Annotated in this window: 26 protein-coding genes and 1 tRNA gene; 18 read left to right on the top strand and 9 right to left on the bottom strand. The window is 72.0% G+C overall.

Features of this window, described 5'->3' with window-relative positions; translation table 11 throughout:
* Positions 1-236: 236 nt before the first annotated feature.
* The 12 genes from HN013_RS16055 (at position 237) to HN013_RS16000 (ending at position 8,322) form a co-directional block, all read left to right on the top strand.
* Positions 237-620, top strand: coding sequence for a hypothetical protein (locus HN013_RS16055; RefSeq protein WP_171166822.1), 384 nt, complete (start codon positions 237-239; stop codon positions 618-620).
* Between the two features lie 87 nt (positions 621-707).
* Complete coding sequence (locus tag HN013_RS16050) at positions 708-995, top strand: hypothetical protein (RefSeq protein WP_171166821.1); 288 nt, start codon at positions 708-710, stop codon at positions 993-995.
* A complete protein-coding gene (locus tag HN013_RS16045; RefSeq protein WP_398979860.1) occupies positions 965-3,037 on the top strand; it encodes a cell division protein FtsK in 2,073 nt (690 codons plus the stop codon). The genes HN013_RS16050 and HN013_RS16045 overlap by 31 nt, the downstream gene beginning before the upstream one ends.
* Before the next feature lie 130 nt (positions 3,038-3,167).
* Positions 3,168-3,419: a hypothetical protein gene (locus tag HN013_RS16040; RefSeq protein WP_171166820.1), complete on the top strand. Its 252-nt coding sequence runs from the start codon at positions 3,168-3,170 to the stop codon at positions 3,417-3,419.
* A 16-nt stretch (positions 3,420-3,435) separates the two neighbouring features.
* Positions 3,436-3,630, top strand: coding sequence for a hypothetical protein (locus tag HN013_RS16035; protein ID WP_171166819.1), 195 nt, complete (start codon positions 3,436-3,438; stop codon positions 3,628-3,630).
* A complete protein-coding gene (locus HN013_RS16030; protein ID WP_171166818.1) occupies positions 3,627-3,884 on the top strand; it encodes a hypothetical protein in 258 nt (85 codons plus the stop codon). The genes HN013_RS16035 and HN013_RS16030 overlap by 4 nt, the downstream gene beginning before the upstream one ends.
* A 91-nt stretch (positions 3,885-3,975) precedes the next feature.
* Positions 3,976-4,596: a hypothetical protein gene (locus HN013_RS16025; RefSeq protein WP_171166817.1), complete on the top strand. Its 621-nt coding sequence runs from the start codon at positions 3,976-3,978 to the stop codon at positions 4,594-4,596.
* Positions 4,593-4,952: a hypothetical protein gene (locus tag HN013_RS16020; RefSeq protein WP_171166816.1), complete on the top strand. Its 360-nt coding sequence runs from the start codon at positions 4,593-4,595 to the stop codon at positions 4,950-4,952. Before HN013_RS16025 ends, HN013_RS16020 begins: the two co-directional genes overlap by 4 nt.
* A gap of 91 nt (positions 4,953-5,043) precedes the next feature.
* Entirely contained in the window at positions 5,044-5,934 is an 891-nt protein-coding gene (locus HN013_RS16015; protein WP_171166815.1) for a bifunctional DNA primase/polymerase, read from the top strand.
* Positions 5,931-6,932 (top strand): AAA family ATPase, encoded by a 1,002-nt coding sequence (locus HN013_RS16010; RefSeq protein ID WP_171166814.1) that lies wholly within the window; start codon positions 5,931-5,933, stop codon positions 6,930-6,932. Before HN013_RS16015 ends, HN013_RS16010 begins: the two co-directional genes overlap by 4 nt.
* Positions 6,933-6,988: 56 nt before the next feature.
* Positions 6,989-7,171, top strand: a complete 183-nt coding sequence (locus HN013_RS16005; RefSeq protein ID WP_171166813.1) for a helix-turn-helix domain-containing protein — start codon at positions 6,989-6,991, stop codon at positions 7,169-7,171.
* Positions 7,171-8,322: a site-specific integrase gene (locus HN013_RS16000; protein WP_171166812.1), complete on the top strand. Its 1,152-nt coding sequence runs from the start codon at positions 7,171-7,173 to the stop codon at positions 8,320-8,322. The genes HN013_RS16005 and HN013_RS16000 overlap by 1 nt, the downstream gene beginning before the upstream one ends.
* A gap of 68 nt (positions 8,323-8,390) precedes the next feature.
* Here HN013_RS16000 and HN013_RS15995 read toward each other — a convergent pair.
* A tRNA-Arg gene (locus HN013_RS15995) sits at positions 8,391-8,466 on the bottom strand.
* Between the two features lie 227 nt (positions 8,467-8,693).
* Positions 8,694-9,197, bottom strand: coding sequence for a hypothetical protein (locus HN013_RS15990; RefSeq protein WP_171166811.1), 504 nt, complete (start codon positions 9,195-9,197; stop codon positions 8,694-8,696).
* A gap of 295 nt (positions 9,198-9,492) precedes the next feature.
* On the opposite strand from HN013_RS15990, the gene HN013_RS15985 reads away from it, so the two are divergent.
* Complete coding sequence (locus tag HN013_RS15985) at positions 9,493-11,850, top strand: tetratricopeptide repeat protein (protein ID WP_171166810.1); 2,358 nt, start codon at positions 9,493-9,495, stop codon at positions 11,848-11,850.
* A gap of 37 nt (positions 11,851-11,887) precedes the next feature.
* On the opposite strand, the gene HN013_RS15980 is transcribed toward HN013_RS15985, so the two are convergent.
* Positions 11,888-12,880, bottom strand: coding sequence for a hypothetical protein (locus tag HN013_RS15980; RefSeq protein ID WP_212764396.1), 993 nt, complete (start codon positions 12,878-12,880; stop codon positions 11,888-11,890).
* Between the two features lie 973 nt (positions 12,881-13,853).
* Positions 13,854-15,107, bottom strand: coding sequence for a M6 family metalloprotease domain-containing protein (locus HN013_RS15975; RefSeq protein WP_171166809.1), 1,254 nt, complete (start codon positions 15,105-15,107; stop codon positions 13,854-13,856).
* Positions 15,108-15,453: 346 nt separating this feature from the next.
* On the opposite strand from HN013_RS15975, the gene HN013_RS15970 reads away from it, so the two are divergent.
* Both HN013_RS15970 and HN013_RS15965 read left to right on the top strand, forming a co-directional pair.
* A complete protein-coding gene (locus HN013_RS15970) occupies positions 15,454-16,119 on the top strand; it encodes a TetR/AcrR family transcriptional regulator (protein WP_171166808.1) in 666 nt (221 codons plus the stop codon).
* 106 nt (positions 16,120-16,225) lie between these two features.
* Complete coding sequence (locus HN013_RS15965) at positions 16,226-17,740, top strand: MFS transporter (protein WP_171166807.1); 1,515 nt, start codon at positions 16,226-16,228, stop codon at positions 17,738-17,740.
* 194 nt (positions 17,741-17,934) lie between these two features.
* Here HN013_RS15965 and HN013_RS15960 read toward each other — a convergent pair whose 3' ends face one another.
* Positions 17,935-18,441 (bottom strand): MarR family winged helix-turn-helix transcriptional regulator, encoded by a 507-nt coding sequence (locus HN013_RS15960; protein ID WP_171166806.1) that lies wholly within the window; start codon positions 18,439-18,441, stop codon positions 17,935-17,937.
* 179 nt (positions 18,442-18,620) lie between these two features.
* Here HN013_RS15960 and HN013_RS15955 point away from each other — a divergent pair, with 179 nt between their 5' ends.
* Positions 18,621-19,379, top strand: a complete 759-nt coding sequence (locus HN013_RS15955; RefSeq protein WP_171166870.1) for a dioxygenase — start codon at positions 18,621-18,623, stop codon at positions 19,377-19,379.
* Between the two features lie 76 nt (positions 19,380-19,455).
* Here the strand turns inward: HN013_RS15955 and HN013_RS15950 are convergent, their stop codons facing one another.
* The 3 genes from HN013_RS15950 to HN013_RS15940 form a co-directional block, all read right to left on the bottom strand.
* On the bottom strand, positions 19,456-20,511 hold the full coding sequence (locus HN013_RS15950) for a questin oxidase family protein (RefSeq protein ID WP_171166805.1): 1,056 nt from the start codon (positions 20,509-20,511) through the stop codon (positions 19,456-19,458).
* A 107-nt stretch (positions 20,512-20,618) separates the two neighbouring features.
* Complete coding sequence (locus HN013_RS15945; RefSeq protein WP_171166804.1) at positions 20,619-21,080, bottom strand: hypothetical protein; 462 nt, start codon at positions 21,078-21,080, stop codon at positions 20,619-20,621.
* 163 nt (positions 21,081-21,243) lie between these two features.
* Positions 21,244-21,783 carry a GNAT family N-acetyltransferase gene (locus HN013_RS15940; protein ID WP_171166803.1) on the bottom strand — a complete coding sequence of 180 codons (540 nt, stop codon included), beginning with the start codon at positions 21,781-21,783 and terminating at the stop codon, positions 21,244-21,246.
* A 170-nt stretch (positions 21,784-21,953) separates the two neighbouring features.
* Between HN013_RS15940 and HN013_RS15935 the strand changes: the two genes are divergently transcribed.
* Positions 21,954-22,949 carry an RNA polymerase sigma factor RpoD/SigA gene (locus HN013_RS15935; protein ID WP_171166802.1) on the top strand — a complete coding sequence of 332 codons (996 nt, stop codon included), beginning with the start codon at positions 21,954-21,956 and terminating at the stop codon, positions 22,947-22,949.
* Between the two features lie 156 nt (positions 22,950-23,105).
* Here the strand turns inward: HN013_RS15935 and HN013_RS15930 are convergent, their stop codons facing one another.
* Complete coding sequence (locus HN013_RS15930; protein WP_171166801.1) at positions 23,106-24,092, bottom strand: YafY family protein; 987 nt, start codon at positions 24,090-24,092, stop codon at positions 23,106-23,108.
* 91 nt (positions 24,093-24,183) lie between these two features.
* On the opposite strand from HN013_RS15930, the gene HN013_RS15925 reads away from it, so the two are divergent.
* Positions 24,184-25,677, top strand: coding sequence for an MFS transporter (locus HN013_RS15925; protein WP_171166800.1), 1,494 nt, complete (start codon positions 24,184-24,186; stop codon positions 25,675-25,677).
* Positions 25,678-25,770 lie beyond the last annotated feature (93 nt).

The following is a 25,770-nucleotide window of genomic DNA, read 5'->3' as shown; positions in this document are numbered from 1 at the left end:
TGACGAGTCTGCGGGCATCCGCCATAGTCATCGCAACTCATAAAGAGGAGTTGTCCTCAAGACCTCTTGATGAGTTGCGGCTCTGTGGCGACCGTTCTGAGGGCGGGCGAATCAGGGCAACGAGCGATCACCTTCGGTTCCGTCGCCCGCAGCGGTGGATCCGGAGGAGGCACCGCCCGGGGCGGACCCGTACCGCCATCCGGTTTCCCGGCCTCTGATCCCTTGGGGGGACCCAGTTGAAGCGCGCGATCAAGCTCACGATCGGCGATGTGGTCCGTGACCGCAGCAGCAAGACGCTCGGCACGGTGTCCGGCTTCGCCGCCCAGCCGACCGGCAACCTCGTGGCCCTGCAGGTCACCGGCGGTATCCGGCTCGTCGAGTCGAAGGACGTCGAGATGGTGGCCCGCAGGTCCGAGCCGATGACGAACGGGCAGGCCGTCGTGGCCGTGACCGTCTTCGTCCTCGCCCTCTTCCTCGCCTACCTCGGTGGCCACACCGCCCGGCAGCTGGGCGCGGACTGGCTTCTCACCGGATTGACGGCCCTCGGTGGCTACATGGCCGTGTCGCACCTCTACGGATTCGCGCGCCGCCTCGTCCAGCCCCGACGCTTCCGCCTCTGAGAGCCACCCGGGCCGGCAGCGGTGATCGACGGGTCAACGGAGGCTCACCGCCCGGCTCTCCATCCCACCGACAGCGCAGGAGAGACGATGCGTTGGTACACAGAAGACCAGCAGGTCATCAAGGGGTTACAGACCCGGATGTCGACCACTCCGGAAAGCTTCAGGGAGCTCTTCCACGGAGTCTCCGGAGAGTCCGCCGAGGAGCGCGCGGCCCGCCTGGCGGTGGCCGAGTGCGTGCTCGCGGAGCTCCTGGAGCTGGGCGAGACGGATGACGTCGCGGCGGAGGACGCGTTGTACGCCGCCCACCTCAACAGCACGGCCCTGTGGAGGGTGAAGGCCGAGGCATGGCCGACCTGGCTGAAGGGGGCGGCGTGATGGCCACGGCTCAGGACCTCGACGCAGCAGTCATGGTCGACGGCCCGGGCACGGCAGGCCCCGGCTTCATGGCGCGGATCACCGGCGCCAAGCGCCGGCCGGTGGTCCCGTCGTGGATGCGCGACCGGGCGGAGCTCAAGACCGCCGCGACGTGGGCCGTCGGCCACTACAGCCACGTGACCGCGTACCACCTGTGGCGCTCCCCGCTGTACACGGCGCGCCTCACCCTGCAGGCGCCCCGTGGCGCCGCCCGCTTCGTCGGCGGGACCATGCGGTGGGTCACCGACTCCGAGGGTGACCCCGTCCGCCTGGCCGCCATACGGCGCGAGGACGTCGGCGAGTACCTGAAGCTCTCCCGGCAGCGGGACGGCCGGGTGCGGCTGCGGACGCTCGTCGCCGTCCTGGCCTCGTTCATCGGGCTCGGGGCGACGCTGGCCTTGTACGTGCTGGCCCCCGGCTGGCTTCAAGCCGTCTCCCTCGGCACGCTGGTGCTGGCTCTCGGGTACCTCGGCACCCCGGCGGACGACCCGGTGATCACGCGGGCAGTGGAGATGCCGAAGACCCAGAAGCTCACCAGCGACATCGTCCTCCGCGCCCTCGGAGCCCTGGGCATCCCGGCGATCAACCAGGCCCAGAGCAAGGGCCGGGACGGCTTCGTCTTCACCACTCCCATCACGCGGGACGGCCCCGGCTGGCGGGCCGAGGGCGACCTGCCGTACGGCGTGACGGTCACGGACGTGATCGACCGTCGCGAACGGCTCGCGTCGGGTCTGCGTCGGCCGCTCGGCTGCGTCTGGCCCGAGGCTGTTCCCGAGGAGCACACGGGTCGGCTCGTGCTCTGGGTCGGTGATCAGGACATGTCGAAGGCGAAGAAGCCGGTGTGGCCGCTGCTGAAGAGCGGCAGCGTGGACCTGTTCAAGCCAGCCCCGTACGGCACGGACCAGCGCGGACGTTGGGTCGACGTCACCCTGATGTACATCTCGGGGATCATCGGCGCCATCCCGCGCATGGGCAAGACGTTCCTCCTCCGGCTGCTCCTGCTCGTCGCCGCGCTGGACCCGCGCGCCGCCCTGCATGTCTTCGACCTCAAGGGGACCGGAGACCTCGGCCCGCTGGAGCGCGTCGCCCACAGCTACCGCCCCGGCGACGAAGACGAGGACATCGACTACGCCCTGGCCGTGCTCCGAGGCGTCCGGGAGGAACTGCGCCGACGGGCGAAGGTGATCCGGAACCTGCCGCGGGACCTCTGCCCCGAGTCCAAGGTCACCAGCGAACTCGCCGGCAACAAGTCCCTGGGCCTGCACCCGATCGTGATCGGCGCGGACGAGTGCCAGGTGTGGTTCGAGCACCCCAAGCACGGCAAGGAGCTCGAGGAGATCTGCACCGACCTGACGAAGCGCGGACCCGCTCTCGCCATCACCCTCCTCCTCGCCACCCAGCGGCCCAACGCGCAGTCCCTGCCCACCGGCATCTCGGCGAACGCTTCCAACCGGTGGTGCCTCAAGGTCATGGGGCAGTTGGAGAACGACATGGTGCTGGGCACCTCCGCGTACAAGCGGGGCGTACGGGCGACGATGTTCGCGTGGGGTGACAAGGGCATCCACTACTTCGTCGGCGAAGGCGCCGACGCCCGGATCGTCGGCGCGGCGTACATCGACGCTCCCGAGGCCGACGCGGTGGCGGTCCGCGCCTACGAGCTGCGCGAGGCGGCGGGCACCCTCACCGGTCACGCCCTCGGCGAGGACCCCGTCGCCGAGTCCGCCGCCTCCTTCGATCTGCTCCGCGACATCCTCGCCGTCGTTCCGGCGCACGAGCCGAAGGCATGGAACGAGACGGTCGTGGGCCGCCTGGAGGAACTGCGGCCCGACGTCTACGCCGGCTGGGCCGCCGAGCAGTTGACCGCCGCGCTCAAGCCCTTCGGGATCGACACCGTGCAGATCGGACGACGGCTCAACGGCAAGGTCGTCAACCGGCGCGGCATCGCCCGTGCCGACATCGCAGCGGCAGTCGCCGACCGTGACGGGATCCAGGAAGCGGGATGACCGCCGGTGCTAGCAGGACGCCCCGCTAACGTTAGCGGCCCCGCTAGCACCCCCCACCAGCTCTGACCAGGCCGCTAGCGGTTAGCGGCCCTCCCCGCGCACACCCGGAAACGCGCCCAGGAGGCCCCTCGTGAGCTCCCTCTTCTCCGCTATACCCGCTCTCCTCCTCATCACCATCTGCTACGCCGCCCTGTGCGCCGTCAGCCCCCTCGGCAACTGCCGGAAGTGCGGCGGCTTCGGCTTCCAGATCAGGAAGAACCGCCGCGGCCGGATCACCCGCGGACGCGACTGCCGACGCTGCCACGGCCACGGCAAGCGCGTCCGTGTCGGACGCCACCTCTACAACGCCGCCTCCCGGGTTCACCGCGAAGGCACCCGCTGACTCCAAGGAGCTCACCGTGTTCGTCACGATCTCCGCTCTCGCGCTCTTCGGCGTGCTCCTGGCCCTGCTGATCCGCTTCAAGGCTGTCGGCATCGGTGCCGCCGCAGTGGCCGTCCTCTTCGGCTTCTACCTCTCCCGGACCGGGGCGGCCGGCTCCATCGACCAGATCATGACCGCCCTGAGCGGCGCGGTCCGCGACCTCGGCAAATGACCGACAAGGAGAAGACCATGTGCGAATGCCGGACGACCGTCCCCCGCATCTCCCTGATGGCCGCGGCAGAGCTCCGCGACGTCCTCACCGCTCTCGAACGCGGTAAGGGACCGATCGCCATCGCCGCCCTGATGGCCATAGACCCCGACTCCTGGGAGGCGATCGAGCACCGCCTCGCCGCGGTCGGCGGTGACCTCCGCGCCCTGCTGACGTCGGCCGGCGAAGGCGACACCACCCGCTACGCCGTCCGCTGACGGCCCCCTGTGCGGCCTCAACTCCTCGTGAGCGGAGTGAGGCCGTGCGGAGGACCGGACAGTCCGGCCCCACGAGCAGGGAGGACCATTCGTGACCAAGCCTGCTGTTGCGTGGTTCCAGAGCCTGACCGAGAGCGTCTTCGCTCTCGGTGCGGCGGCCCGCGAACTGCGCATGGCCAACCAGGCGGCCCGTACCGCCGCCTGGGGCGTCGAACCGCACCGCTTACTCCCGGTGGAGGGGCAGTTGAACGTCCCCGGGGCGCCCTTCTTCCGCCCGCACGACGTCGCCGTTTGCCAAATGGCTGACATCTACCGGGAGCTGGAGGGCCACACCAAGAGGCTCTACGAGAACACCGCCCTCGCATACGCCCACGGAGCGGCAGCGGTGACGCTGTCCGTGCTCGCGGGCGAGCGACCGCGATACGTCGAACTGCGGCGCGAGGACGGCCGGTACGTGATCCCCACCACCGGCTCGCCCGACCTGACCGGACACCTGGGCACGTGGAGCGGCGGCCCCCGCCTGGCGGAGCTCCACCGCGCTCTTCTCAAGCGCCAGGACGAGACTCACGGCGCCACGTCGGAGCCGCACTGCGAGGCCGGCGAATTCTCCGTCGGCCTGGCCGACGCCGCTTACGCCTACGGCGAGCAGGCCGAGAGCGCCCTGCACTTCGCCCTCATGACCCCGAACCCGGACGCCGAGGAGGCCCAGTGATCAGGGAATCGCACACCCCCGACCCCTCCACCGCGTACGCGACCGCCCCCAGCATCATCACCGAAATCACGTGGATGGCCCGGTACAAGGCCACCCGGCCGACCGGCCGGGAGCCGGGCCGCGAGTTCTGGCTCCGCAAGGCCGCTTTGCTGGACCGCATCGCGATCAAGGAGGCGGCGAGCTACGCCCCGGAGGTGGCGGCGCCGGCGATCGACGCCGCCGCTGGGGCCGCGCTCCAACTGGTGCGGTACGACGCCACGCACGACGGGCTGAGCCTCAGGGGCTCCGAGCTGATCACCGCGGACGACCACCGTGAATACGTCCGCCGCGCCTACCTGGCCTGGAGCCGGCCGTAGGTCTTCGAATCCCGGGGCAGCGGTCGACGGGTCAAGGACGCCCGCTGCCCCGGCCTCCCATCCCAACCAAGACACAGGAGGTGTCACCAGCATGCCCCAGGACAGCCCTTGTCCGCTGCTCGACGCCGCTCTTGCGACCGCCGAGCGCGGCTGGAAGATCTTCCCGATCTGGCGCACCGGGAAGCGCCCGGCCGTGCGCGCGTGGGAGCAGCGGGCGACGACCGACGTCGCGCGTATCTTCCGCTGCTGGGCCGCGTCCGACTTCAACGTCGGGATCGCCACCGGCCCTTCGAAGCTCGTTGTGATCGACCTGGACGTGCCCAAGCATGACCAGGACCTGCCGCCCGCTGGGACGCTCCACGCGGTGACCACCGGCGCGGACGCGCTGGCCAAGCTCGCGGCCGACCACGAGCAGCCGTTCCCCGGTGACACCTACACCGTCCGGACAGCCAGTGGCGGCACGCACCTCTACTTCGCCGCCCCGCAGGACGTGGAACTGCGCAACACCGTCGGCGCGCTCGGGTGGAAGATCGACACCCGGGCGGCGGGCGGCTGCGTGGTGGGCGCCGGCAGCGTCGTGAACGGCAAGCCGTACACCTGCGTCAACGACGTCGATCCTGCGCCGCTGCCGCTCTGGCTGGTGGATCTCCTGCGCCCCATGGAGCTGCCCCCGCAGGAACCCGTCACGGTGACCCTCGGCTCCGACCGCCGGAGCGGCTACCTCAAGGCGGCCGTCGACGGGGAGCTCGCCAAGGTCGCCAACTCCCCGGAGCACGAGCACAACAACGCCCTCTACCTCGCGGCCATCGCCCTCGGACAGCTCGTCGCCGGAGGGGAGCTGAGCGGAGCTGAGGTGACGGAGTGGCTGGTCACCGCCGCGCTCCGCGTCGGGCAGGGCGAGCGCGAAGCGCGGCGCACGGTCGCTTCGGGCCTCAAGACCGGCGCCCGGCGTCCGCGGACCGTAACCCGGAGGTCCGCGTGAGCGAGCCCCACCTCTACTCCGCGCACCCGGAGCCGCAGCCCCTCCAACCGGCCCAGCAGCGCATCCGCACCGCGTGGACGGCGGACGATCTGATGGCGGCGGAGTTCCCCGAGCCGCGGTGGGCGGTGCCCGGGATCATCTCCGAGGGCGTGAACCTCCTCGCGGGCCCGCCGAAGGTCGGCAAGTCCTGGCTGTCCCTGGGCTTGGCGCTCTCGGTGGCGGGCGGCGGCCGGGCGATGGACAGCGTCGCCGTGGAGGGCGGCCCGGTGCTCTACCTCGCCCTGGAGGACACCCCGCGGCGCTTGCAGACCCGCATGCGAAAGCTCCTCGGCACCGACCGCGCCCCGTCCGGCCTGACGCTCGCCACCTCCTGCCCGCCGCTGCCCCAGGGTGGCAACGAGGCGATCGCCCAATGGGTGGACCGCAACCCGGACGCCCGTATGGTCGTGGTCGACGTCTTCGCGAAGATGCGCGGCCCGTCCGCCCCGGGCACCTCGGCCTACGACGCCGACTACGCGGCCGTCGGCCACGCGAAGCGGATCGCCGACCACTACGGCATCGCCATGGTCCTGGTCCACCACGTCCGCAAGGCCGGCTCCGACGACTTCCTCGCCGAAGTCTCCGGCACCAACGGCCTCGCGGGCGCCGCCGACGCCACCCTCGTGCTCAAACGCGCCCGCGGCCAGGCCGACGGCGTCCTGCACGTCACCGGCCGCGACGTCGACGAAGCCGAATACGCGCTCCGCTTCTACGCCGAGGCCGGCGCCTGGCAACTCCTCGAGGGCCCGGCCGCCGACCACACCATCGGCGACACCCGCGCCACCGTCCTGCACTACGTCCGCGAACACCCCGGCGCCAAACCCAAGCAGATCGCCGAGGAGACCGGCCTCGACCCGGCACTCGTCCGGCAGACCTGCTCGCGGATGGCCAACGACGTCCAGCTGGTCCGAGAAGCGGGCGGCTACGTCGTCCCCGACAAGGGCGGGAGCGGATCGTGAGGCGCCTGTCACTGCTGTCACTGCGTCACACCCCGACACGTAAGGGGAGCCGACTCATGAACGACGAGCTGTTGTTGACCGTGCCCGAGGTCATGAACTTGCTGAAGCTGGGGCGTTCGACGGTCTACGACTTGATCCGCTCGCGGCATCTGTGCTCGATCACCGTGGGCCGATGCCGTCGTATCCCGCTCAGCGCCGTTCACGCGTTCGTCGCAGACAAGGTTGAGGAGGCCGCCTGATGCCGCAGCAGCGCAAGCGCAACCCCAACGGCGCGGGGACGATCACCAAGCGCAAGGACGGCCGGTACCAAGCCGCCGTCTACGTGCTCCAGCCGGACGGCATTCGCGCACGCAAGTTCGCCTACGGCAAGACCTGGGCCGAATGTGACGCCAAGCGGCGGGATCTGCTGGCCAAGGTCGATTCCGGCGTGCCCGTGCCCACCCGGTCGGCCAAGCTCTCGGAATGGCTGCCGTACTGGCTGGACAACGTGATCAAGCCTCGCCGGAAGCTCAGCACGTACGACAAGTACGAGACGCACGTCCGGCTCTACCTGGTGCCCATGCTCGGCTCCAAACGCCTCGAATCCCTCGGTGTCGCCGACGTCCGCCGCTTCCTCGTCCGGCTTGAGCGGGAGACTACGGCGGCGACGGCCAAGGAAGCACACCGGGTACTGCGCTCCGCCCTGAGCTCCGCGTGCCGGGAGGAGTTGATCACGCGCAATGTCGGCACGCTCGTCGAGGCGCCGCGTACCGCGTCGCGGGAGCTGTCCCCGTGGACGCTGGATGAGACGCTCGATTTCCTGGCGGTGGCCCGCAAGGATCCGCTCTACGCGGCGTTCGTGCTCGCCATCGCGATGGGTCTCCGCCGGGGCGAGATCGTCGGCCTGCGCTGGGCGGACCTGGACCTCGACAACCGTGTCCTGCACGTCCGCCAACAGACGCAGCGCCGACGCGGCGTGCTCTACGACGACGATCCGAAGAGCCGTCGCCGTCGTGCTGTTCCGCTGCCCGCGATGTGCATCGCCCCGCTGCGGTGGCAACGGATGCGTCAGGCCGCTGCCCGGGCGCGGGCGGGGGAGAAGTGGCAGGAGTCCGGCTACGTGTTCACCACCGCCATGGGACGGCCGGTCGAGCCGCGCAACGTCTACCGCTCCTTCACGCGCGTCGCCCAGGGCGCCGGCCTCCGGGTGGTCCGGCTGCATGATGCCCGGCATGGCTGCGCAACCCTGCTGACCGCCGCCGGCGTGGCTCCCCGCGTCGTGATGGAGATCCTTGGACACAGTCAGATCAGCATCACCATGGACGTCTACACGCACGTCGTGCAGGACACGCAGCGCGAGGCCATCAGCCACATGGACCGGCTGTTGAAGAGGCGGCCCGGGCGCGGGTGACCGCTGTCGTTGATGTCGGATGTGGATGTCAAAGGCCCCCAGCCGTGATCGGCTGGGGGCCTTTGCCCTGGTGCCCCCGGGCAGATTCGAACTGCCGACACCCGCTTTAGGAGAGCGGTGCTCTATCCCCTGAGCTACGGAGGCGGGGCTTGTGCGGAGCCTTGTCGAAGACCCGTGGGGGATCTTCGGGGCGGCTGAACAAACGCCCTGGTCGGGTGTGGCTGTGGGCCGTCCGACCTCCGACAGGGTACCGGATCCGCTTCCTGGGGTCTCCCCTGTGCCGCTGCGGGGGCGGGGGTGCGGGCGGGCTCGGGCGTGACGGCGGGCCGTCCTCCCCGTTCGGGGGAGGGCGGCCCGCCGGAGGGCGGCGATCAGTAGCCGCGGTACGCCGTGACGTCGGTGGTGTGGGCGTGGCCCTTGGCGTCGAGGAGTACGCGGATCTGGTGGCCGCTGTAGTAGTTGCTGACGGCGCTGTAGGGCTTCCAGTCGCACGGGCGCCAGCCGCTGCTGGCGAGGATGCGGCCGGTGGTCATGTCCTTGATCCGGACCCGGGCCTTGCCGCCGTCGCCGTTGTTCCAGCACTTGAGCGTGACCTTGGCGCTCGTGGTGGGCCTCGGGAGGGTGTAGTTCTGGGACTGCCACTGTTTGCGGTGGGAGTTGAGGTACGCGGCCGAGACCTTGGCGGGGCCCCAGTACCGCTTCCATGTGGTCTTGAGTTCGGCGCGGTCGCCGGAGCCGGCCGTCTGGGAGACGGCGGTGGAAGTGGAGGTGGGGTGGGCGCTGTTCGTCGCGGAGGCCATGGCCGGGGTGGCGGCCAGGGTGCCGCCGAGGATCGCGGTCGTGGCGGTCAGGGCGATGCGCTTGCGTACGTTCATGCTTCGGGTCCTTCCCCCGTCGTTCGGGACGGCGGTGCGGAGTGGGCCGCGCCGCCCGGTTGCACCACAGACTCTGTGGGGGCGACGCGGGGGTTGCCAGTCACTGGAGCTCAGTTGGGCCTTTGTGGGACGTCCCGGCGTGTGACCTGCGAGGACGCGGTGTCCCACGAGGTGGGGGTGGGACGGTGGCGTGGGCGTGATGTCCGGAAGCCGCGGTCCGGCGGTGATCTTCCCGATAGCGTGTTCACCCCGGCCGGGGTGGGGCGGACCGGACGGGCCGAGTCGGGGAGGGGCTGTGGATCTGCTGATCAGTGCGGAGGCCGTGCTCGCGGCGGTGGAGACCGCGGCGTTGGGCGGGGCCGCGGGGGAGATGGGGCGCAGGGCCGCCGAGGGGCTGGTGCGGTTGCGCCGACGGGAACGCCGGGACGGGAGCGGGGATGACGGTGGTGGGCCGCCCGTCACCGCGGAGGAGATGCGGCGCGTCGCCGACGCCCTGCGCGCCCACGCCCGGACGCACCCGGACTACGCCCGTGACCTGCTCGCCTGGGTGCGGGAGACGGAATGGTCGCGGACGGAGCCCGGCGGCAGGGCGGTTCCGCGCATGCTGCCGCCGGCCAGCGGGGTGTTCACCGACCGGGACCAGGTGCTCGGCACGCTCGTCGGACTGCTCGACGAGAGGGACGCCGGACTTTCCGAACCCGCCCTGGTCGTCGTGGTGAACGGGCAGGGCGGCATCGGGAAGACCGCCACCGCCGTGCACTGCGGCCACCGGCTCAAGGACCGTTTCCCGGACGGGCAGTTGTACGTCCGGATGGGCGGCGCGTCGGCGGAGACCGCGGCCCGTCCGGCCGAGGCGCTGGCCGTCGTCCTGGCGGACCTCGGGGTGCCCGCCGACCGGATCCCCGCCGATCCGGGACGGCAGGAGAACCTCTACCGGGACCTCACCTCCGGTCGGCGGATGCTCGTCCTGCTCGATGACGCGCACAGCGAGGCCCAGGTCAGACCACTGATCCCGGCGGCGCCGGGCTCGCTGGTGATCGTCACCAGCCGGTACCGGCTGGGGGCGCTCGCCGGCGACCCGGGGGCGCGCTTCGTCACCCTGGACCCGCTGGCGGAGGCCGACGCGGTGCGGCTGCTGGAACGGGTGGCCGCCGCGGGCGGGCGGCGGGACGGCGGGCAGGAGGGGGAGCGCGTGGCGGCCGTCGCCCGGCGGTGCGGGAGGGTGCCGCTGGCGCTCTGCGAGACGGGGGCGCTGGTCGCCGCGCGCACGCACCTCACCTGGGAGACGGTGGAACGGCGGCTGGCCGGGCCGTCGGGGAACCCTGAGGACATGGACGATCGATACGGCGCGGAGGCCGTCCGCCGCACCCACGACCTGACCTACCGCGAGCTGAGCCCCGAAGCCGCCCGGCTCTACCGGCTGTTGGGCATCTGGCCCTGGCCGGAGACCGGCGTGGGACCGGCGGCGAAGGCGGCCGGAACCACCGAGGGCGCGGCGCGGGTACTGCTGGAGGAACTGGCGGGCGTGCACCTCCTGGAGGAGGTGGGGGAGGAGCGGTACCGCTTCCACGACCTCGTCCGCGAGCACGCCGAGCGCCGGGCGCGGGCCGAGGACAGCCACGCGGAACTCGCCGCCGCCGTGCGCCGCACCGTCACCTGGTACCTGGGGTTCGCCGCCGCGGCCGACTTCCGGGTGATGCCCGGGCGTTGGCGGCTGGGCCCCGCCTACACGGGCCTCGTCCTGCCGGCCGACCGCGACCCGGACGACGGCCGCGCCGCCCTCGCCGGCCTGCGGCGCGAACGGCGGAACCTCGCGGCGGCCGTCCGGGCCGCCGAGGAGTTCGGCTTCGACGACCTGGTCTGGCAGCTCTGCGAGGCCACCTGGGGGCTGCACCTGCGGCTCGGCTTCCACGACCAGTGGACCGACACCCACCGGCGGGGCGTGGCCGCCGCCCGCCGGGCCGAGGAGTTCGGCGACGCGCGGGCCGTGGGCCGGATGCTGGCCCAACTGGCCTTCGCCCACCTCGGACGCGGCCGCTGGGACGAGGCCGAGGCCGCGCTCACCGAGGCCGCGGAAGCCGACCTGGCGGCGGGGCATCTGCGCGGCCGGGCCACCGCCGTCGAATCCCTGGGGCTGCTGCGTCTGCGGCAGTGGCGGTGGCGGGAGGCGGAGGAGTGCTTCGTGGCGGCCCAGGGGCTGCTGCGGCAGATCGCGCCCGGTGAGGACGGCGAGAAGGATGTGCCGCGCGGTCTGGCACTGCTGGAGGACCACATCGGCCGGGCGCTGCGCGGCGCCGGCCGCCACCCGGAGGCCGTCCGCACACTGCACGCGGCCCTTGCCATGTTCCGGGCGCTCACCGTCCCCGACCTGTACAACGAGGGCCGTGTCTACATGAGCCTCGGCGAGACCCACCTCGACGCCGGCGACCCCGCCGCCGCCCGCCTCTGCCTCGACCAGGCCCTCACCGTCATGGACCGCGAGGGCGCGGAGCTCCAGCACGCGGACGCCGCCGAGATGCGCGCTTTCTGCGCGGAGGGTACGGAGGAGCGGGTGGCGTTCCTGCGCCGCGCGGAGGAGCTGTACGAGCGGGGCGGGGACGCGACGGGGACGGCGCGGGTGCGGGCGAAGCTGGCCGGGGCGGGAGGGGAGTAGGCCCGGTCCCGCGGCTGCTTCCGTCGGTGCGGGCCGGTCAGTCCCCGAGGCGTTCGACAGTGACGCGGTGCCGTACCGCGCCCGTGACGACCGTCAGCCCGGCGGGGGCGGCGTGGCCGTCGCCCACCCACGCGTACAGGGCGGACGCGTACGCCGCGGGATCGCAGAGGTCGGCCCGCCCGTCCGGGCCGGGGGCGGCGGCCAGTTCCAGCAGGTCGCCGGCGCGGGTGCGGACGGTGCACCGGTCCGGCGCGGTCACGTAGGCGGCGAGTCCGCAGTACGGGTGGCGCGCCATGACCTCCGCGGTCCAGGCGGCGGGCGGGCCCAGGCGCGGGTCGTCCGGGGCGGCGGAACGGAGGACGACGTCGGCGGTGCCGAGGAGGCCGGGGTCACGTGTGTCCTCGTGGACGGCGGTGTGCGCGGCGTCCGCGTCGGGGTCCTCGGGCTCGTACGCGGGGTCGGTGTAACGGCTGACGGCCACGCGCGGCGGGTCGGTGTCCAGGACCCGGGTGAGGACCCGGACCGGGGCGGTGCGGTCGGCCGGTTCGTAGGAGGGGAGCGGCAGCCGTTCGAGAAGGGCGGGGCGGGCGGAGGGCTCGGGGAGACCCGCGATCCCGTACAGGACGCCGCGCAGCAGCGCCGCCGACCGGCCCGGCACCGAGCTGACCAGGGCCGCCGCCTCCGCGTACCGGTCCGGGTCGTGGGTCTCGACGGCCTCGTCCAGCTGCCGGCGCAGGTCGTCCGACGGCCGCAGCCGCGGCGCGGTCCGGCCGAACGCGGCCACCGGGGAGTCCGGGTCGAGGTCTTCCTCGGGGAAGGAACCGAGGAGGACGGGGCGGCCGATCGCGGCGGCGTAGTACGTCACGCTGCCGTGGTCCCCGAGGACGCAGTCGGCGGCGATCAGGGCCTGCCGCCACCCTCCGAGCGGGTCGACGAGCGTCAGCCCGGCCCGCCGCGCCCGGTCCAGCCAGGCGCGGACCTGGCCGGGGCCGTGTCCGTACCAGATGTTGGGGTGCAGGACCGCGACCACGCGGTACTCGTCCGCGGGCAACTCGGCGGTCAGGCGCGGCAGGAGCCAGGGGAGCAGGTCGGCGGAGCCGCCCCCGTCCCCGCCTTCGTCCCCATCGCCGCGACCGCCGTCACCGAAGAGCGCGCCGGGCGCCCACGTGGAGTTGAGGACGACGAGCCGCCGGCCCGGGGCGACGCCGAGTGCGCGCCGGAAGCGCTCCCGGTGCGGCAGGGCTTCGAGGATGCGGTCGTAGCAGGGGTCGCCCGCGAGGACGGCGGTCGGAGCGGCCTCCGGGCAGGCCGCGCGCAGGCGCCGGAGCTGTTCGGGGTGGGAGAGGACGGTCGCCGCGGCGAGGGGACGGCCGTTGTGGAGGAGCCAGTCCGGGGAGAGGCCGAAAACGGGAGGCGCGGAGGCTTCCGGCTTCCGGCTTCCGGCTCCCGGCTCCCGGCTCCCGGCTCCCGGCTCCCGGCTCCCGGCTCCCGGCTCCCGGCTCCCGGCGCGGCCAGCCTCTTATTGTATCCAACCCCGTGCGAGAGGATCACCAACTTCCCCTGGAAAAACTCCAGTTCGCCCCCGTAACTCGCGGCGATCACCACATCGAAGCGCGACGCCGCCTCCTTGGCCTGCTCCCACGGCAGCACCGGCAGCCCCGCCCCCGCCAGCAGCTCCGGCACCCCGGCCAGGAACGGCGACGACCCCGTGCACGTCGCCGTCACCTGGATGCGCAGATCCCCGTCGAACAGCGGCAGGACGTCCAGCAGGCGGGTGGCCGAGGTGACGTTGTGGACGACGAACAGCACCTGCCCGGTCCGGCCCCTGGTCACCCAGCGTTCGGCGTCCGCGCCTACCGGAACCCGTATCCGTACGCCGTCCCGCACCCCGATGCCCCTCCCCGCCCGCCCAGCACATACGCCCCGAACGTTACTGCCGCCCCTGTGGTCACCCGCGCCCGCGGGTATGCGGTGACAGGGCGGCCTGCCCTGCCGACGGCGGCTCAGCGCCGTGAACGAGTCACCTTCACCCGCCAGTTGCCGCGGGCGTCGCGGCCCAGTACGTCGATGGTGACGCCGTCGAGAGTGCAGTGCCCCCCGGCCGGGTAGGGGGCGTCGCTCAGGCTCGCCGTGACGTTGGGGTCGGTGGTGTAGCAGCCGCGTCCGCGCGGGGTGGAGTCCACGGCGCGGACCGGGCCGGTGCCCGAGGGACGGTCGGTGGCGACGGTGGTGACGAGGACACCGGGACGGCAGACGGCGTGGTCGAGGGGGCCGCGGGTGCGGGCCTCCAGGGTGATGGCGCGCTTGCGGGAGAGCGGGACGACGACCAGCTTGGTGCCGCCGGGGACGGAGGTGGGGGTGAGCGTGTAGGTGCGGCTGCCCGCGACGGTGACGCACTGCACCTGACGTGGCGCGAGCCAGCCCAGCTTCCATTTGTGCCAGGCGAGGAAGTCGTTGGACGGCCCCCAGTCCTCGTCCATCGGGTCCCAGTGGCCGACGGGGGAGACCACCTTGTTGCCGCGGCCGGTGGCGTAGAGGTCGGGGAGGCCGAAGCTGTGGCCGTTCTCGTGCACCAGGACGCGGTACGGGCTGTCGCCCGTCTGGCGGCTCCAGATGAAGGAGACGTTCTTCAGGGCGGCGCCGTGCCGGGTCCGCAGCCCGGTCGGCGACCCGGCGAACGTCACCGAGCGGACGTCCTCGGTGGCCGGCGGCCCGGCGTCCGGGCTGGCCAGGACGTTGACCAGGTCGTAGCGGCGCAGGTCCACGGTGCCGTCGATCGCGGCGACGATCTCCTTGGCGAGGGCGTGGTAGCCGGTGTTGCTGCGGGTGTCGAAGGGCGTGCCGCGCCGGATGCCGTAGGCGGCGTACGGGTGCGCCATGCGGATCCAGCGCAGCAGGGGCGTGGAGCGGTAGTCGAGGCGCCCGTAGGAGCTCTTCCGGTAGAAGTCGGGGACGGCGGGGAAGAACTCGGCGTACCGCTTCCGCGGGCTGCCCTTGCCCGGGGCGTCGGGGAAGTCGATGAAGAGGGTGATCGCCCGGACGGTCCCCCGGGAGCGGGCGTAGCCGTGCGGGGTGCGGGCGCTCTCCGAGACGGAGCGGGTGCCCGTGCGCAGGGCGCAGGGCCCGGACGGCGGGCGGCCGGTGGGGTCCGGTCCGGCGGGGCGCGCCGCCGGCTCGTGGGCGCCCGCCGGGCCCGCCACCGGTGCGGTGAGGGCCAGCAGTGCGGCCGCCACCACGGGGATGGCCAGGGTTCGCATGCCTGTCACCTCCTGCCGGCTGACTAACACCCTGAGCCGTCGTACGTCCGTACGCCCTCGGGGCTACGGCAACCGGGGGATGGCTGTCACCGCAAACGTGATGCACGGCACATTGCGGACGGGAAATATCCGGGGAGGTTCTCCCCGTTTAAGCTCACGTTCCGCGCAAACGGGGAGTCCTTCCCCGTTTGATGATCGGCGGTAGCACGCCGTCGGAACCGGCAGAACCGCCGGAGCCGGCAGAACCGCCGGAGNCGGAGCCGGCAGAACCGCCGGAGCCGGCAGAACCGCCGGAGCCGGCAGAACCGCCGGAGCTGACAGAGTCGACAGAGAGAGGAGTCCCGTCGTGACGACGCCCCAGCCGCGGCTGCGCGCCGATGCCCAGCGCAATCGTGAGCGCATCATCGCCGCTGCCCGGGAGGTGCTCGTCGAGCACGGGGCCGAATTCTCCTTCGACAAAATCGCTCGACGCGTCGGGGTCGGCAATGCCACGCTGTATCGGCACTTCGCGGACCGCCGCGAGTTGATCCACCATGTCACCCTCTCGGTGATGGACCGCATCGCGGACCGGGCCGAGACAGCACGAGCCGAGGAGCACGATGCTTTCCGCGCGCTGAGGCGCTTCGTTCACGCTGCGGCGGACGAGCGCGTGGGTGCCCTGTGCCCGTTGCTCGACTTCGACATCGACCACGGCCATCCGGACCTCGTCGAGGCCCGTGACCGGCTCGACCGGAACCTCCGGGAGCTGATGGCCGCGGCCCGCGAAGCGGGCCAGCTGCGTCCCGACATCGACGTCGGTGACCTCATGGTGGCGCTCACCCAGCTGACCAGACCGCTTCCGGGCAAGGGCTGCCTGGACTTCGACCGGTTCGTCCACCGGCACCTGCAGCTCTTCCTGGACGGCCTCATGACCCCGGCCCGCTCGGAACTGCCCGGTTCCGCGGCGACCCTCGACGAGCTGCGCCACAACCGGCAGCAGGTCCGGCCCCGTTGTCAGACCCCTCTGTCATAGTCCGACCTGTACGTCCTCTCCGCCGCCAGTCCGTCACGTTTTCCCTCGCTCGTCCGTCATTCCTTCAGTTCTCGCTCATCCCTCGCACCGCTAGGCAGGCCCTTCCATGCCAGAAACCACCACCCCGGATCCCCGGCGCTGGAAAGCGCTGATCTTCATCGCCCTGGCACAGCTGATGGTCGTCCTCGACGCGACCATCGTGAACATCGCCCTGCCGTCCGCCCAGGCCGACCTCGGCATCTCGGACGGCAACCGGCAGTGGGTCATCACCGCCTACGCCCTCGCCTTCGGCGGGCTCCTGCTCTTCGGCGGCCGAATAGCCGACCTGTGGGGCCGTAAGCAGACCTTCATCACCGGCCTCATCGGTTTCGCGGTGGCGTCCGCCCTCGGTGGTGTCGCCGCCAACACCGGCATGCTGCTGGCCGCCCGCGGCCTCCAGGGCGTCTTCGGCGCACTGCTCGCCCCGGCGGCCCTGTCGCTCCTGGCCGTCAGCTTCACCGAGGCGAAGGAGCGCGCCAAGGCGTTCGGCATCTTCGGTGCCATCGCCGGTGGTGGCGGCGCCGTCGGCCTGCTGCTGGGCGGCGTGTTCACCGAGTACCTCAACTGGCGCTGGACGTTCTTCGTGAACATCCCCTTCGCCGCCGTGGCCGCCGCGGGTGCGATCGCCGTGATCCACGAGCCCGAGGGCAGCCGCAACCCGGCGAAGCTGGACGTCCCCGGCGTGATCCTGGCCACCCTCGGTCTCGTCTCGCTGGTCTACGGCTTCACCCGCGCCGAGACCGACGGCTGGACCGCCGGGCTGACGCTGGGTCTGTTCATCGCCGCCGCCGTGCTGCTGGTGGCCTTCGTCCTCGTCGAGAACAAGGTCAAGTCGCCGCTGCTCCCGCTGCGCGTCGTGACCGACCGCAACCGCGGCGGTGTCTACGGAGCGCTCGGCCTGGCCTCCATCGGCATGTTCGGCCTGTTCCTCTTCCTGGTCTTCTATCTCCAGGGGATCAAGCACTACAGCCCGATCACCAACGGTCTGGCCTTCCTCCCGATGATCGCCACCATGATCACCGGTTCGACCCAGATCGGCGCCCGGCTGATGAACCGGGTGCCCGCCCGCTGGCTGATGGGCCCCGGCTTCCTGGTCGCCGCCCTCGGTATGGCGCTGCTCACGCAGATCGACGTGGACACGCCGTACGTGACCGGGATCCTGCCCGGCCTGCTGCTGATGGGCGTCGGCATGGGCACGGCGTTCATGCCGGCCATGAGCCTCTCCACGTACGGCGTGCAGGCCCGTGACGCCGGTGTCGCCTCGGCGATGGTCAACACCTCGCAGCAGGTCGGCGGCGCCATCGGCACCGCTCTGCTGAACACCCTCGCCAACAGCGCCAAGGACAGCTACATCAGCTCCCACATGGCGGACGCCACGTCGCCGGGGGCCATGAAGGTGATCGGCGTCAAGGCGACCGTGCACAGCTTCCAGGTCGGCATCACCTGGGCCACGGGCATCCTGACCCTGGCCGCCGTGGTGGCGGTGGTCTTCGTCAACGCCGGCCGCCCGAGCCCCACCACCTCCAAGACCGGTGACGGCGAGGGTGCCGTCGAGGACGCCGTTCCGGTGATGGCCCACTGAGGCCGCCGCCCGCGCCGGACCCGTCGCCGGTCGGCGACGGCCCGGCCGCGGGCCCGGAGGGTCTGCCTGCACATGACGCGAAGCCCCCGCACGGAATCCTTCCGTGCGGGGGCTTCGCCGCGTTCGGACCCGCTGCCGCTGCCGCTGCCGCTGCCGCTGCCGCTGCCGCTGCCGCTGCCGGTCCCGGTTCCGCCTCAGCGCAGCCAGGGCAGGTCCGCGCCCGCAGGCTGGAGACCGGCCGCGATGGTCCCGCAGATCTCGCCCAGCTTCGTGGCCTGCTCGGGCGTGAGGCGGTCGAAGATGGCCGCCCGCACCGCCGCGACATGGCCCGGCGCCGTCCTCCGCAGCACCTCGTACCCGTCGTCCGTGAGCACCGCGAGCTGTCCGCGGCGGTCGGACGGGCAGTCCTCGCGGCGCACCCAGCCGTTCTTCTCCAGGCGGGCCACGGCGTGCGAGAGCCGGGACCGGGTGATCTTCGTCTGCTGGGCGAGTTCCGTCATCCGCATCCGGCGGCGGGGGGCCTCGGAGAGCTGGACCAGCAGCGCGTAGTAGATGTGCGGCATCCCCGCGTCGCGCTGCAGCTGCCGGTCGAGATGGTCCTCCAGGAGCGTGGTGGCGTGGAGGTACGCCAGCCAGGTCGCCTGCTCGTCGGGGGTGAGCCAGCGGGGCTCCGCCGGGTCCGTCGCGGGTTCGTTGCTCATGTCATCCACTGTTCCACTCGTCGGTCGGCATGCGGTTCCGGTAGGCACTCAGGAGATCCTTGAAGTCTAAATAAAGTCGGTCTAAGGTCGAGGGTGCAGAGCTTGAAAGTTCAAGCACATCGTCGAGCTCAGGAGCGACCGTGCAGGCCACCCCCGCCCCCGTCCCCGTCCCCGGGCGCATGCCCGCCCTCTACCTCTCCCACGGCGCACCTCCTCTCGCGGACGACGCGCTGTGGCCCGGCCAGCTCGCCGCCTGGTCGGCGGAGCTGCCCCGGCCGCGCGCGATCCTGATCGTCTCCGCGCACTGGGAGGAGGCACCCCTGGCCCTGGGGGCCACGGAGACGGTGCCGCTCGTCTACGACTTCTGGGGCTTCCCCGAGCACTACTACCGCGTCCGCTACGCCGCCCCGGGCGCCCCGGAGCTGGCGGAACGGGTGCGGGGGACGCTGCGGGGCGCCGGGCTGCCCGTCCACGACCTGCCCGACCGGGGGCTCGACCACGGCGCGTACGTGCCGCTGGTCGAGATGTACCCGGACGCCGACGTCCCGGTGCTCCAGATGTCGATGCCCACGCTCGACCCCCGCCGCCTGATGGAGATCGGCCGCAGGCTCGCGCCGCTGCGCGACGAGGGAGTGCTGATCATCGGCAGTGGCTTCTTCACCCACAACCTGGCGGCCCTGCGGCACAGGGGCGGTACGCCCGGCTGGTCCGCCGAGTTCGACCACTGGGGGCGGGAGGCGCTCGGCGCGCAGGACGTCGACGCCCTGCTGGACTTCACGCACAAGTCCCCCGCGGCACACCTGGCGCATCCGCGGACCGAGCACTTCGCCCCTCTCTTCGTCACGTTGGGTGCCGCCGAGGGCGAACTCGGCACCCAGCGCAGTGTGATCGACGGCTTCTGGATGGGGCTGGCGAAACGGTCGGTGCAGTTCGGGTGAGCGGGAGGGCGGACCCGCCCCCGCCCTCCCGCTCACCCCCTGCCTCCCCGTCCCCCGTTCGCCCGTTAAGCCGCCGTCAGACCGCATCGATCAGCTCGACGGCACGGACCGTGGCCGCCAACGCGCCCTCCGCGGCGTCCGGTTGGGTCAGCGCCACATCCACCGCGGTGTCCGTGAACTTGATCGTGTGCTCGTCGCCGTGCTCCGCAGCCCGCGCGAACGCCTCGTCGGCCGTGGCCGGTGCCCCGGTGACCGCCGGCAGCGCCCCGGGAGCGGGATAGGCGGCGGTCACCGACGCACTCGCCTCCCAGGCGGCGAGGAAACTGGGCACCCACAGATCGCGCGGGAGCGCCGGCAGGGTGCGCAGGACGGCGTTGGGCGCGGTGGCCGAGTGGACGAGCATGACCGGCCCGCCGTTGGCGTGGTCGCCGTAGCGCAGCACCGTCTCGCGGACCAGCTCGGCCAGCAGGGCCGGCACCTCGTCCGGTCCGGTGGGCGGCCGGAGGGAGTTCGCGGCGGCCGGCCAGCCGGGCGTACCGGGCAGCCGGGCGAAGCGTTCGCGGATGCCGCCCTCGGCGTCCGCGATGCCCGGCATGCCCGCCAGCGCGGCGGCGATCCCGGTGGTGCCCGTCGGTACGGGGGCCACGGGGAGCGTCCGGTGGCGGGCCGCCCAGTAGCCGAGGGCGTGGCCCAGCTCCGCCACGCGCGGGGCGCTCTCGTCGCCGTCGAGGAGGATCCGCACGGCGTGGCCGGTGCGGATGACCACATGGGTGGCGCCGCCGGTGATGCCGGGCAGCAGCCGGGGCCACCACTCGGTGAGTACCTCGCGCCAGGGCCGCTCGGTCAGCCGGTCCGTGAAGTACGCGATCCAGTCGCCGAGCCGGCCGGGATCGCCGAGGCCCTCGCGCCACGTCGCGTCGTCGATCCGGACGCCGGTGCGGGCCGGCATGTCCTCCAGCCTCTGCCGGTACCCGTCGAGCCAGCGGTGGACGACGGGCGCGTGACCGTGCCGGACCAGCGCCTCGACGGTCATGGGTGCGTGATTGGTGAGCCAGCCCTCGAATTCCGGGCCTGCCGAGTGGAGACGTTCCAGGGCTTCGTCGAGCGTGCCGCTCGCGTCGGTCTCTGTCATGCCCGTCACGCTAGGCGTCTCCTGTCCCTCCAGTAACGGTCTGGGGACGTACGCCTCCGGCCCTCGGCCAGCCCTCCGCTACCCGCCTCCTGGCTGCGCCCGCGAGGTCAGCGGCCGTGTTTCTCGTGCCAGTGGAAGAGGTTGTACGAAGCCAGGCCCACCAGGACGGCACAGGCGAGCCCGATGCCCAGGGACCGCAGCCAGGTGCCGCCGGCCACGCTGTGCAGGAAGCCGATGGTGATGCCGGCGAGCGCCCCGTAGGTGGCCGCGCGGACCTCCGTGATCATCGCGTTGCGCTCGCGGACCAGCCCGTAGCCGATGCCCGTGGCGACGGCGGCGGTGACCAGGCCGAGCAGCCAGCCGCCCAGCTCGGAGAAGCCGTTCTCGTGCGCGAGGAAGACGGTGTACAGGAAGAGGACGAAGCCCAGGGCGGCGGGCACCGCCCAGGCGGGGCGGCTGCGGTCCGGGACCGGTCCGGCCCGGGTCCCGCGGGCGGGGAGATGGGCTCCTCTCGGCACCGGACCGGGACCCTCCGGGGTGCGGTGGGGCAGGATCGAATGCGCCGGCATGCGGGGCTCCTCTCGTCCGCCCCCGGGGGCGGTGCGCCCGTCCGGGGGAACCGGTTCCCCTGTAGGTCCAGCGCACACCCGCGCCCGTCCGGCGGCAAATCGATCAGCCGGCGCCGCGCATGGGCGGCATCGGTCAGCCGGCGCCACCGACGGGCCGTATCGGTCAGCCGTCGCCGCCCACAGGCCGCTCGTAGTGCGTCACGTCCCAGTACCGGCCGAACTTCCGCCCCACCTCCCGGAAGGTGCCCACGGCGGTGAAGCCGAAGCGCCGGTGGAGCCGGTCGGACGCCGGGTTCGGCTCGGCGACCGCCGCGTAGGCGCGGTGCACGTCCTCGCCCGCCAGGACGTCGAAGAGCTCCGCGTACAGCAGGGCGCCTATGCCCCGGCCGGTCGCGTCGGGCGCGCAGTAGACGGACACCTCGACCGACGTGCGGTAGGCGGCGCGCGCCCTGAAGGGACTGCTGGTCGCGTAGCCGAGGATCCGGCCGTCCGGAACCTCCTGGGCAACCAGAAGGCGATGAGGCCCGTCTAGTGGGTAGGCGCCCAGCCAGGAACGGCGTTCCTCCGGAGTGAACGGGGTGATGTCGAAGGTGACGGCCGTCTCACGGACGTAGTGGTTGTAGATCTCCGTGAGGGCCGTGAGGTCTCCCTCGGCACCCGGCCTGACCTGGACGTCCTGTGGCGCCTGCGGCTTCTGTGGCATCCCGTCCCCCTTCGTGGCGGGACAGGGTACTGCATGATCGTAAAAAAGAAGGCGCCTCTGGGGAATTCTGTCCTGTTTGCAGTCGTTCTTTCCTTCGGACGGGTTCGCAGAGCGAGCCCCGCCCGCCTTATCGCAAAATCCCGCGACCGTCTCATCGCAAGGGAGTACGCATGGCAACCCGTGCCGTCGCCCGTCGTCAGTCCGCCACCAAGGACGCCGACGAGGCACGCAGTGTTCGCGCCTCGGGCGAGATCGCCGATCGCGACCTGGTCGGCATGTACCTGGACGAGATCGCGCGGACGCCCCTGCTCGACGCCGCCAAGGAGGTCGAGCTCTCCCAGGCCATCGAGGCGGGCGTGTACGCCCGGCAGCTCCTCGACGGTCTGGAGTCCGGCGAGGCGGGGGGCGCCTCGCGCGAGGAGCTGGAGGCGATAGCCGACGAGGGCGCCCGCGCCAAGGACGTCTTCATCAAGTCGAACCTGCGGCTCGTGGTCGCCGTCGCCCGCCGGTACCCGCGCAGCGGGCTGCCGCTGCTGGACCTGATCCAGGAGGGCAACGCGGGCCTGGTGCGCGCGGTGGAGAAGTTCGACTACACCAAGGGATTCAAGTTCTCCACCTACGCGACCTGGTGGATCCGCCAGGCGATCACCCGCTCGATCGCCGACCAGTCGCGCACCATCCGGCTCCCCGTCCACCTCGTCGAGGAGCTGGGCCGCATCCGCCGGGTCCAGCGCGAGTTCAACCGGGAGAACGGCCGCGACCCGGAGCACACGGAGATCGCCGCCGAGCTGGGCACCACGCCCGAGCGCGTCGGCGACGTCCTCGACTGGGCCCGTGACCCGGTCAGCCTGAACATGTCGGTGGACGACGAGGGCGAGACCCAGTTCGGCGACCTGCTGGAGGACACCTCCGCCGTGTCGCCGGAGCAGTCGGTCATCGCGCTGCTGCGCAGCGAGGAACTGGAGACCCTCATCGGCCGGCTCGACCACCGCACCGCGTCGATCATCAAGGCGCGCTACGGGATCGAGGACGGCCGGGAGCGCACGCTGACGGAGGTCGGCAAGCAGCACGGGCTCACCCGGGAGCGGATCCGGCAGATCGAGAAGCACGCGCTCATGGAGCTGAAGAAGATGGCTCACGCCACCGGGTTCGACGCGGCGGCCTAAAAGGGCATATCCTCATAGACCGGACCCCGGCGCCTCCCCCCCTGCGTCGGGGTCCTTCTTATGTCCGCTTATGCGTGCTTATGCAATGCACGCTCAAGAGCATCGGCACGCTCCATCAGCGGAGCATCGGCACGCTCCACCAGCACGCTCCTGAAATCAGGCCCGCGCCTCCGGCGCCGTCCCGCCCGCCGCCGCCCGGGTGATCCGCTCGCCCAGCACGCGGGCGTACGCGACCAGGCCCTCCGGCTCGTGCACCTCGAAGTCGCAGTCCAGCATCGTCAGGTGGAAGGCCACCCACTCGACGGAGCCGGGGAACTCCGTGTCCAGCCGGCACGTACCGTCGTCCACCGGCTGCGGCGCCCCCATCCAGTGCGGCAGCCGGGCCGCCACACCCGCCGCGGGCGCGTGCAGCGTCACCACCAGCCGCAGCTCCGACTGCGGCCGGGGCATGGAACCCTTGATGAACTCCGCCGCGTTCTCCACCGGCAGCTCGCGCGGCTCGAAGCGCGCGCCCGTGGCGAAGGGCTCGCTGACCCGGTCGACCCGGAAGGTGCGCCAGTCCTCGCGGTCGTTGTCGTACGCGACCAGGTACCAGCGGCGGCCGGTGCTGACCAGCCGGTTCGGCTCCACCAGGCGCTTGGTCTCGACGCCCTCGCCGGTGCGGTAGGTGAAGCGCAGCCGCTCGTGCCCGGTCGCGGCCGAGGCCATCACGGTGAGCGTCCTGGGATCCACGGTCGCGCCGTCGCCCCAGGTCAGCGGAACGGTCGCGGCCTGGAGGGCGGTCACGCGGTGGCGGAGCCGGGACGGCAGCACCTGTTCGAGCTTGGCGAGCGCCCGTACGGACGCCTCCTCGATGCCCTCCACGGCGTGCCCGGCCCCGGCCCGCAGGCCGACCGCGATGGCGACCGCCTCCTCGTCGTCGAGGACCAGCGGAGGCATCGCCGCCCCGGCCGCCAGCCGGTACCCACCGACCGCTCCCATCGTTGCCTGTACGGGGTAGCCGAGGTCGCGCAGCCGCTCGATGTCCCGCCGGATCGTCCGCGGGCTCACCCCGAGCCGCTCCGCGAGCTCGCTGCCCGGCCACTCGCGTGGGGTCTGCAGAAGGGAGAGCAGATTAAGAAGCCGTACGGGTGTGTCGGTCATAACGCCAGCGTGCCAGGTATCTAGGACATAGCTTGACCTAGGCGGGATCTAGCGTGGGCCACCCGGAAAACGAAGTGGAAGGCAATACCCCGTGAGCTCCCTGAGCACCGATCCGCCCCTCGACCGCCGCCGTTGGATCGCGCTGGCCGTCGTGCTGACCGCGTCCTTCATGGACCTCGTCGATGTGACGATCGTCAACATCGCGATGCCCAGCATCAGCGAGGACCTCGGCGCCTCGTTCAGCGTCCTCCAGTGGATCACCGAGGGCTACGCCCTCGCCTTCGCCGCCGGCCTGATCACGGGTGGCCGCCTCGGGGACATATACGGCCGCCGGCGGGTCTTCCTGCTCGGCATGGGGGGCTTCACCCTCGCGTCGATGCTCTGCGGCGTCGCGGGCGACCCGCACCTGCTCGTCGTCGCCCGTATTCTCCAGGGCGGCACAGCCGCGCTGATGGTGCCTCAGGTGCTGGCCATCGTGCACTCCACCTTCCCGGCGCACGAGCGCGGCAAGGTCTTCGGCATGTTCGGCGCGATCGTCGGGCTCGGCGCGGTCTCCGGCCCGATCCTGGGCGCGCTGCTCACCCAGTGGAACCTGTTCGGCCTGGAGTGGCGGCCGATCTTCCTGGTCAACCTCCCCGTCGGTGTCGCCGGGCTGATCCTGGGCCGCCGCTTCATCGCCGAGTCGAAGGCCGAGCACGCGCTGAAGCTGGACCTCGTCGGCGTCGCCCTGGCGACCGTCGGCATCGTGATGTTCCTCTACCCGCTCACCCAAGGACGGGAACTGGGCTGGCCGCTCTGGGGCTTCCTGATGATGGGCGGCAGCGCGGTCGTGCTGGCCCTGTTCGTCGTCTACGAGCGGCACAAGAAGCGCAGGGACGGTTCGCCGCTGGTCGAGCTCTCCCTCTTCACGGTCAAGAGCTTCGCCGCCGGCATCGGCGTGCAGCTGGCGTTCGGCATCGTCTCCGGCATCTACTTCCTCTGCTGGACGCTGTACATGCAGCTCGGCCTCGGGTGGAGCGCGCTGCGGTCCGGCCTGACCGGCATACCGTTCTCGATCGCCGTCGCCGTGACCGCCGGGGTCTCCGTGCAGAAGCTCGTCCCGCGCTTCGGCCGGAAGGTCCTCCAGGCGGGCGCCGTGATCATGGCTGCCGGTGTGCTGATCTACATCTGGGAGGCCGGGCACTACGGCGCGGACATCACGCCCTGGCAGATGGCCCTGCCGCTGACGGTCATGGGCGCCGGCATGGGCTTCGTCGTGGCCCCGCTCACCGACGCCGTCCTCTCCGAGGTGCCGCGGGAGCACGCGGGTTCCGCTTCCGGCCTGATAAACACCACGCAGCAGCTGGGCAACGCGGTCGGCCTCGGGCTGGTCTCCGTGGTCTTCTTCGGCGTGCTGGACGAGGATGCGGTGGCCAAGGGGCAGTCCGCGGTCGCGTTCGGGGACGCGTACCGTTCCGCGCTGTGGTGGGTCGCCGGGCTGCTCGTCCTGGTCCTGGCGCTGATCTTCGCGCTGCCGAAGCGTTCCCGGGCGGAGGTTGTGGAGGACGTGGTGCCGGCGGAGACCGGGGAGCCGATAGCGGCGTAGGAGGAGCGCGGAGCACGCGTGTTTGATGGTGCGGCCCCTGTCCTGGAATTCGTTATTCCGGACGGGGGCCACGCTGTGTCCGGGGCTCCCGCC

Source organism: Streptomyces sp. I05A-00742 (genome assembly GCF_013055795.1).
Classification (GTDB): domain Bacteria; phylum Actinomycetota; class Actinomycetes; order Streptomycetales; family Streptomycetaceae; genus Streptomyces.
This window is presented reverse-complemented; position numbering and strand designations above follow the sequence as displayed.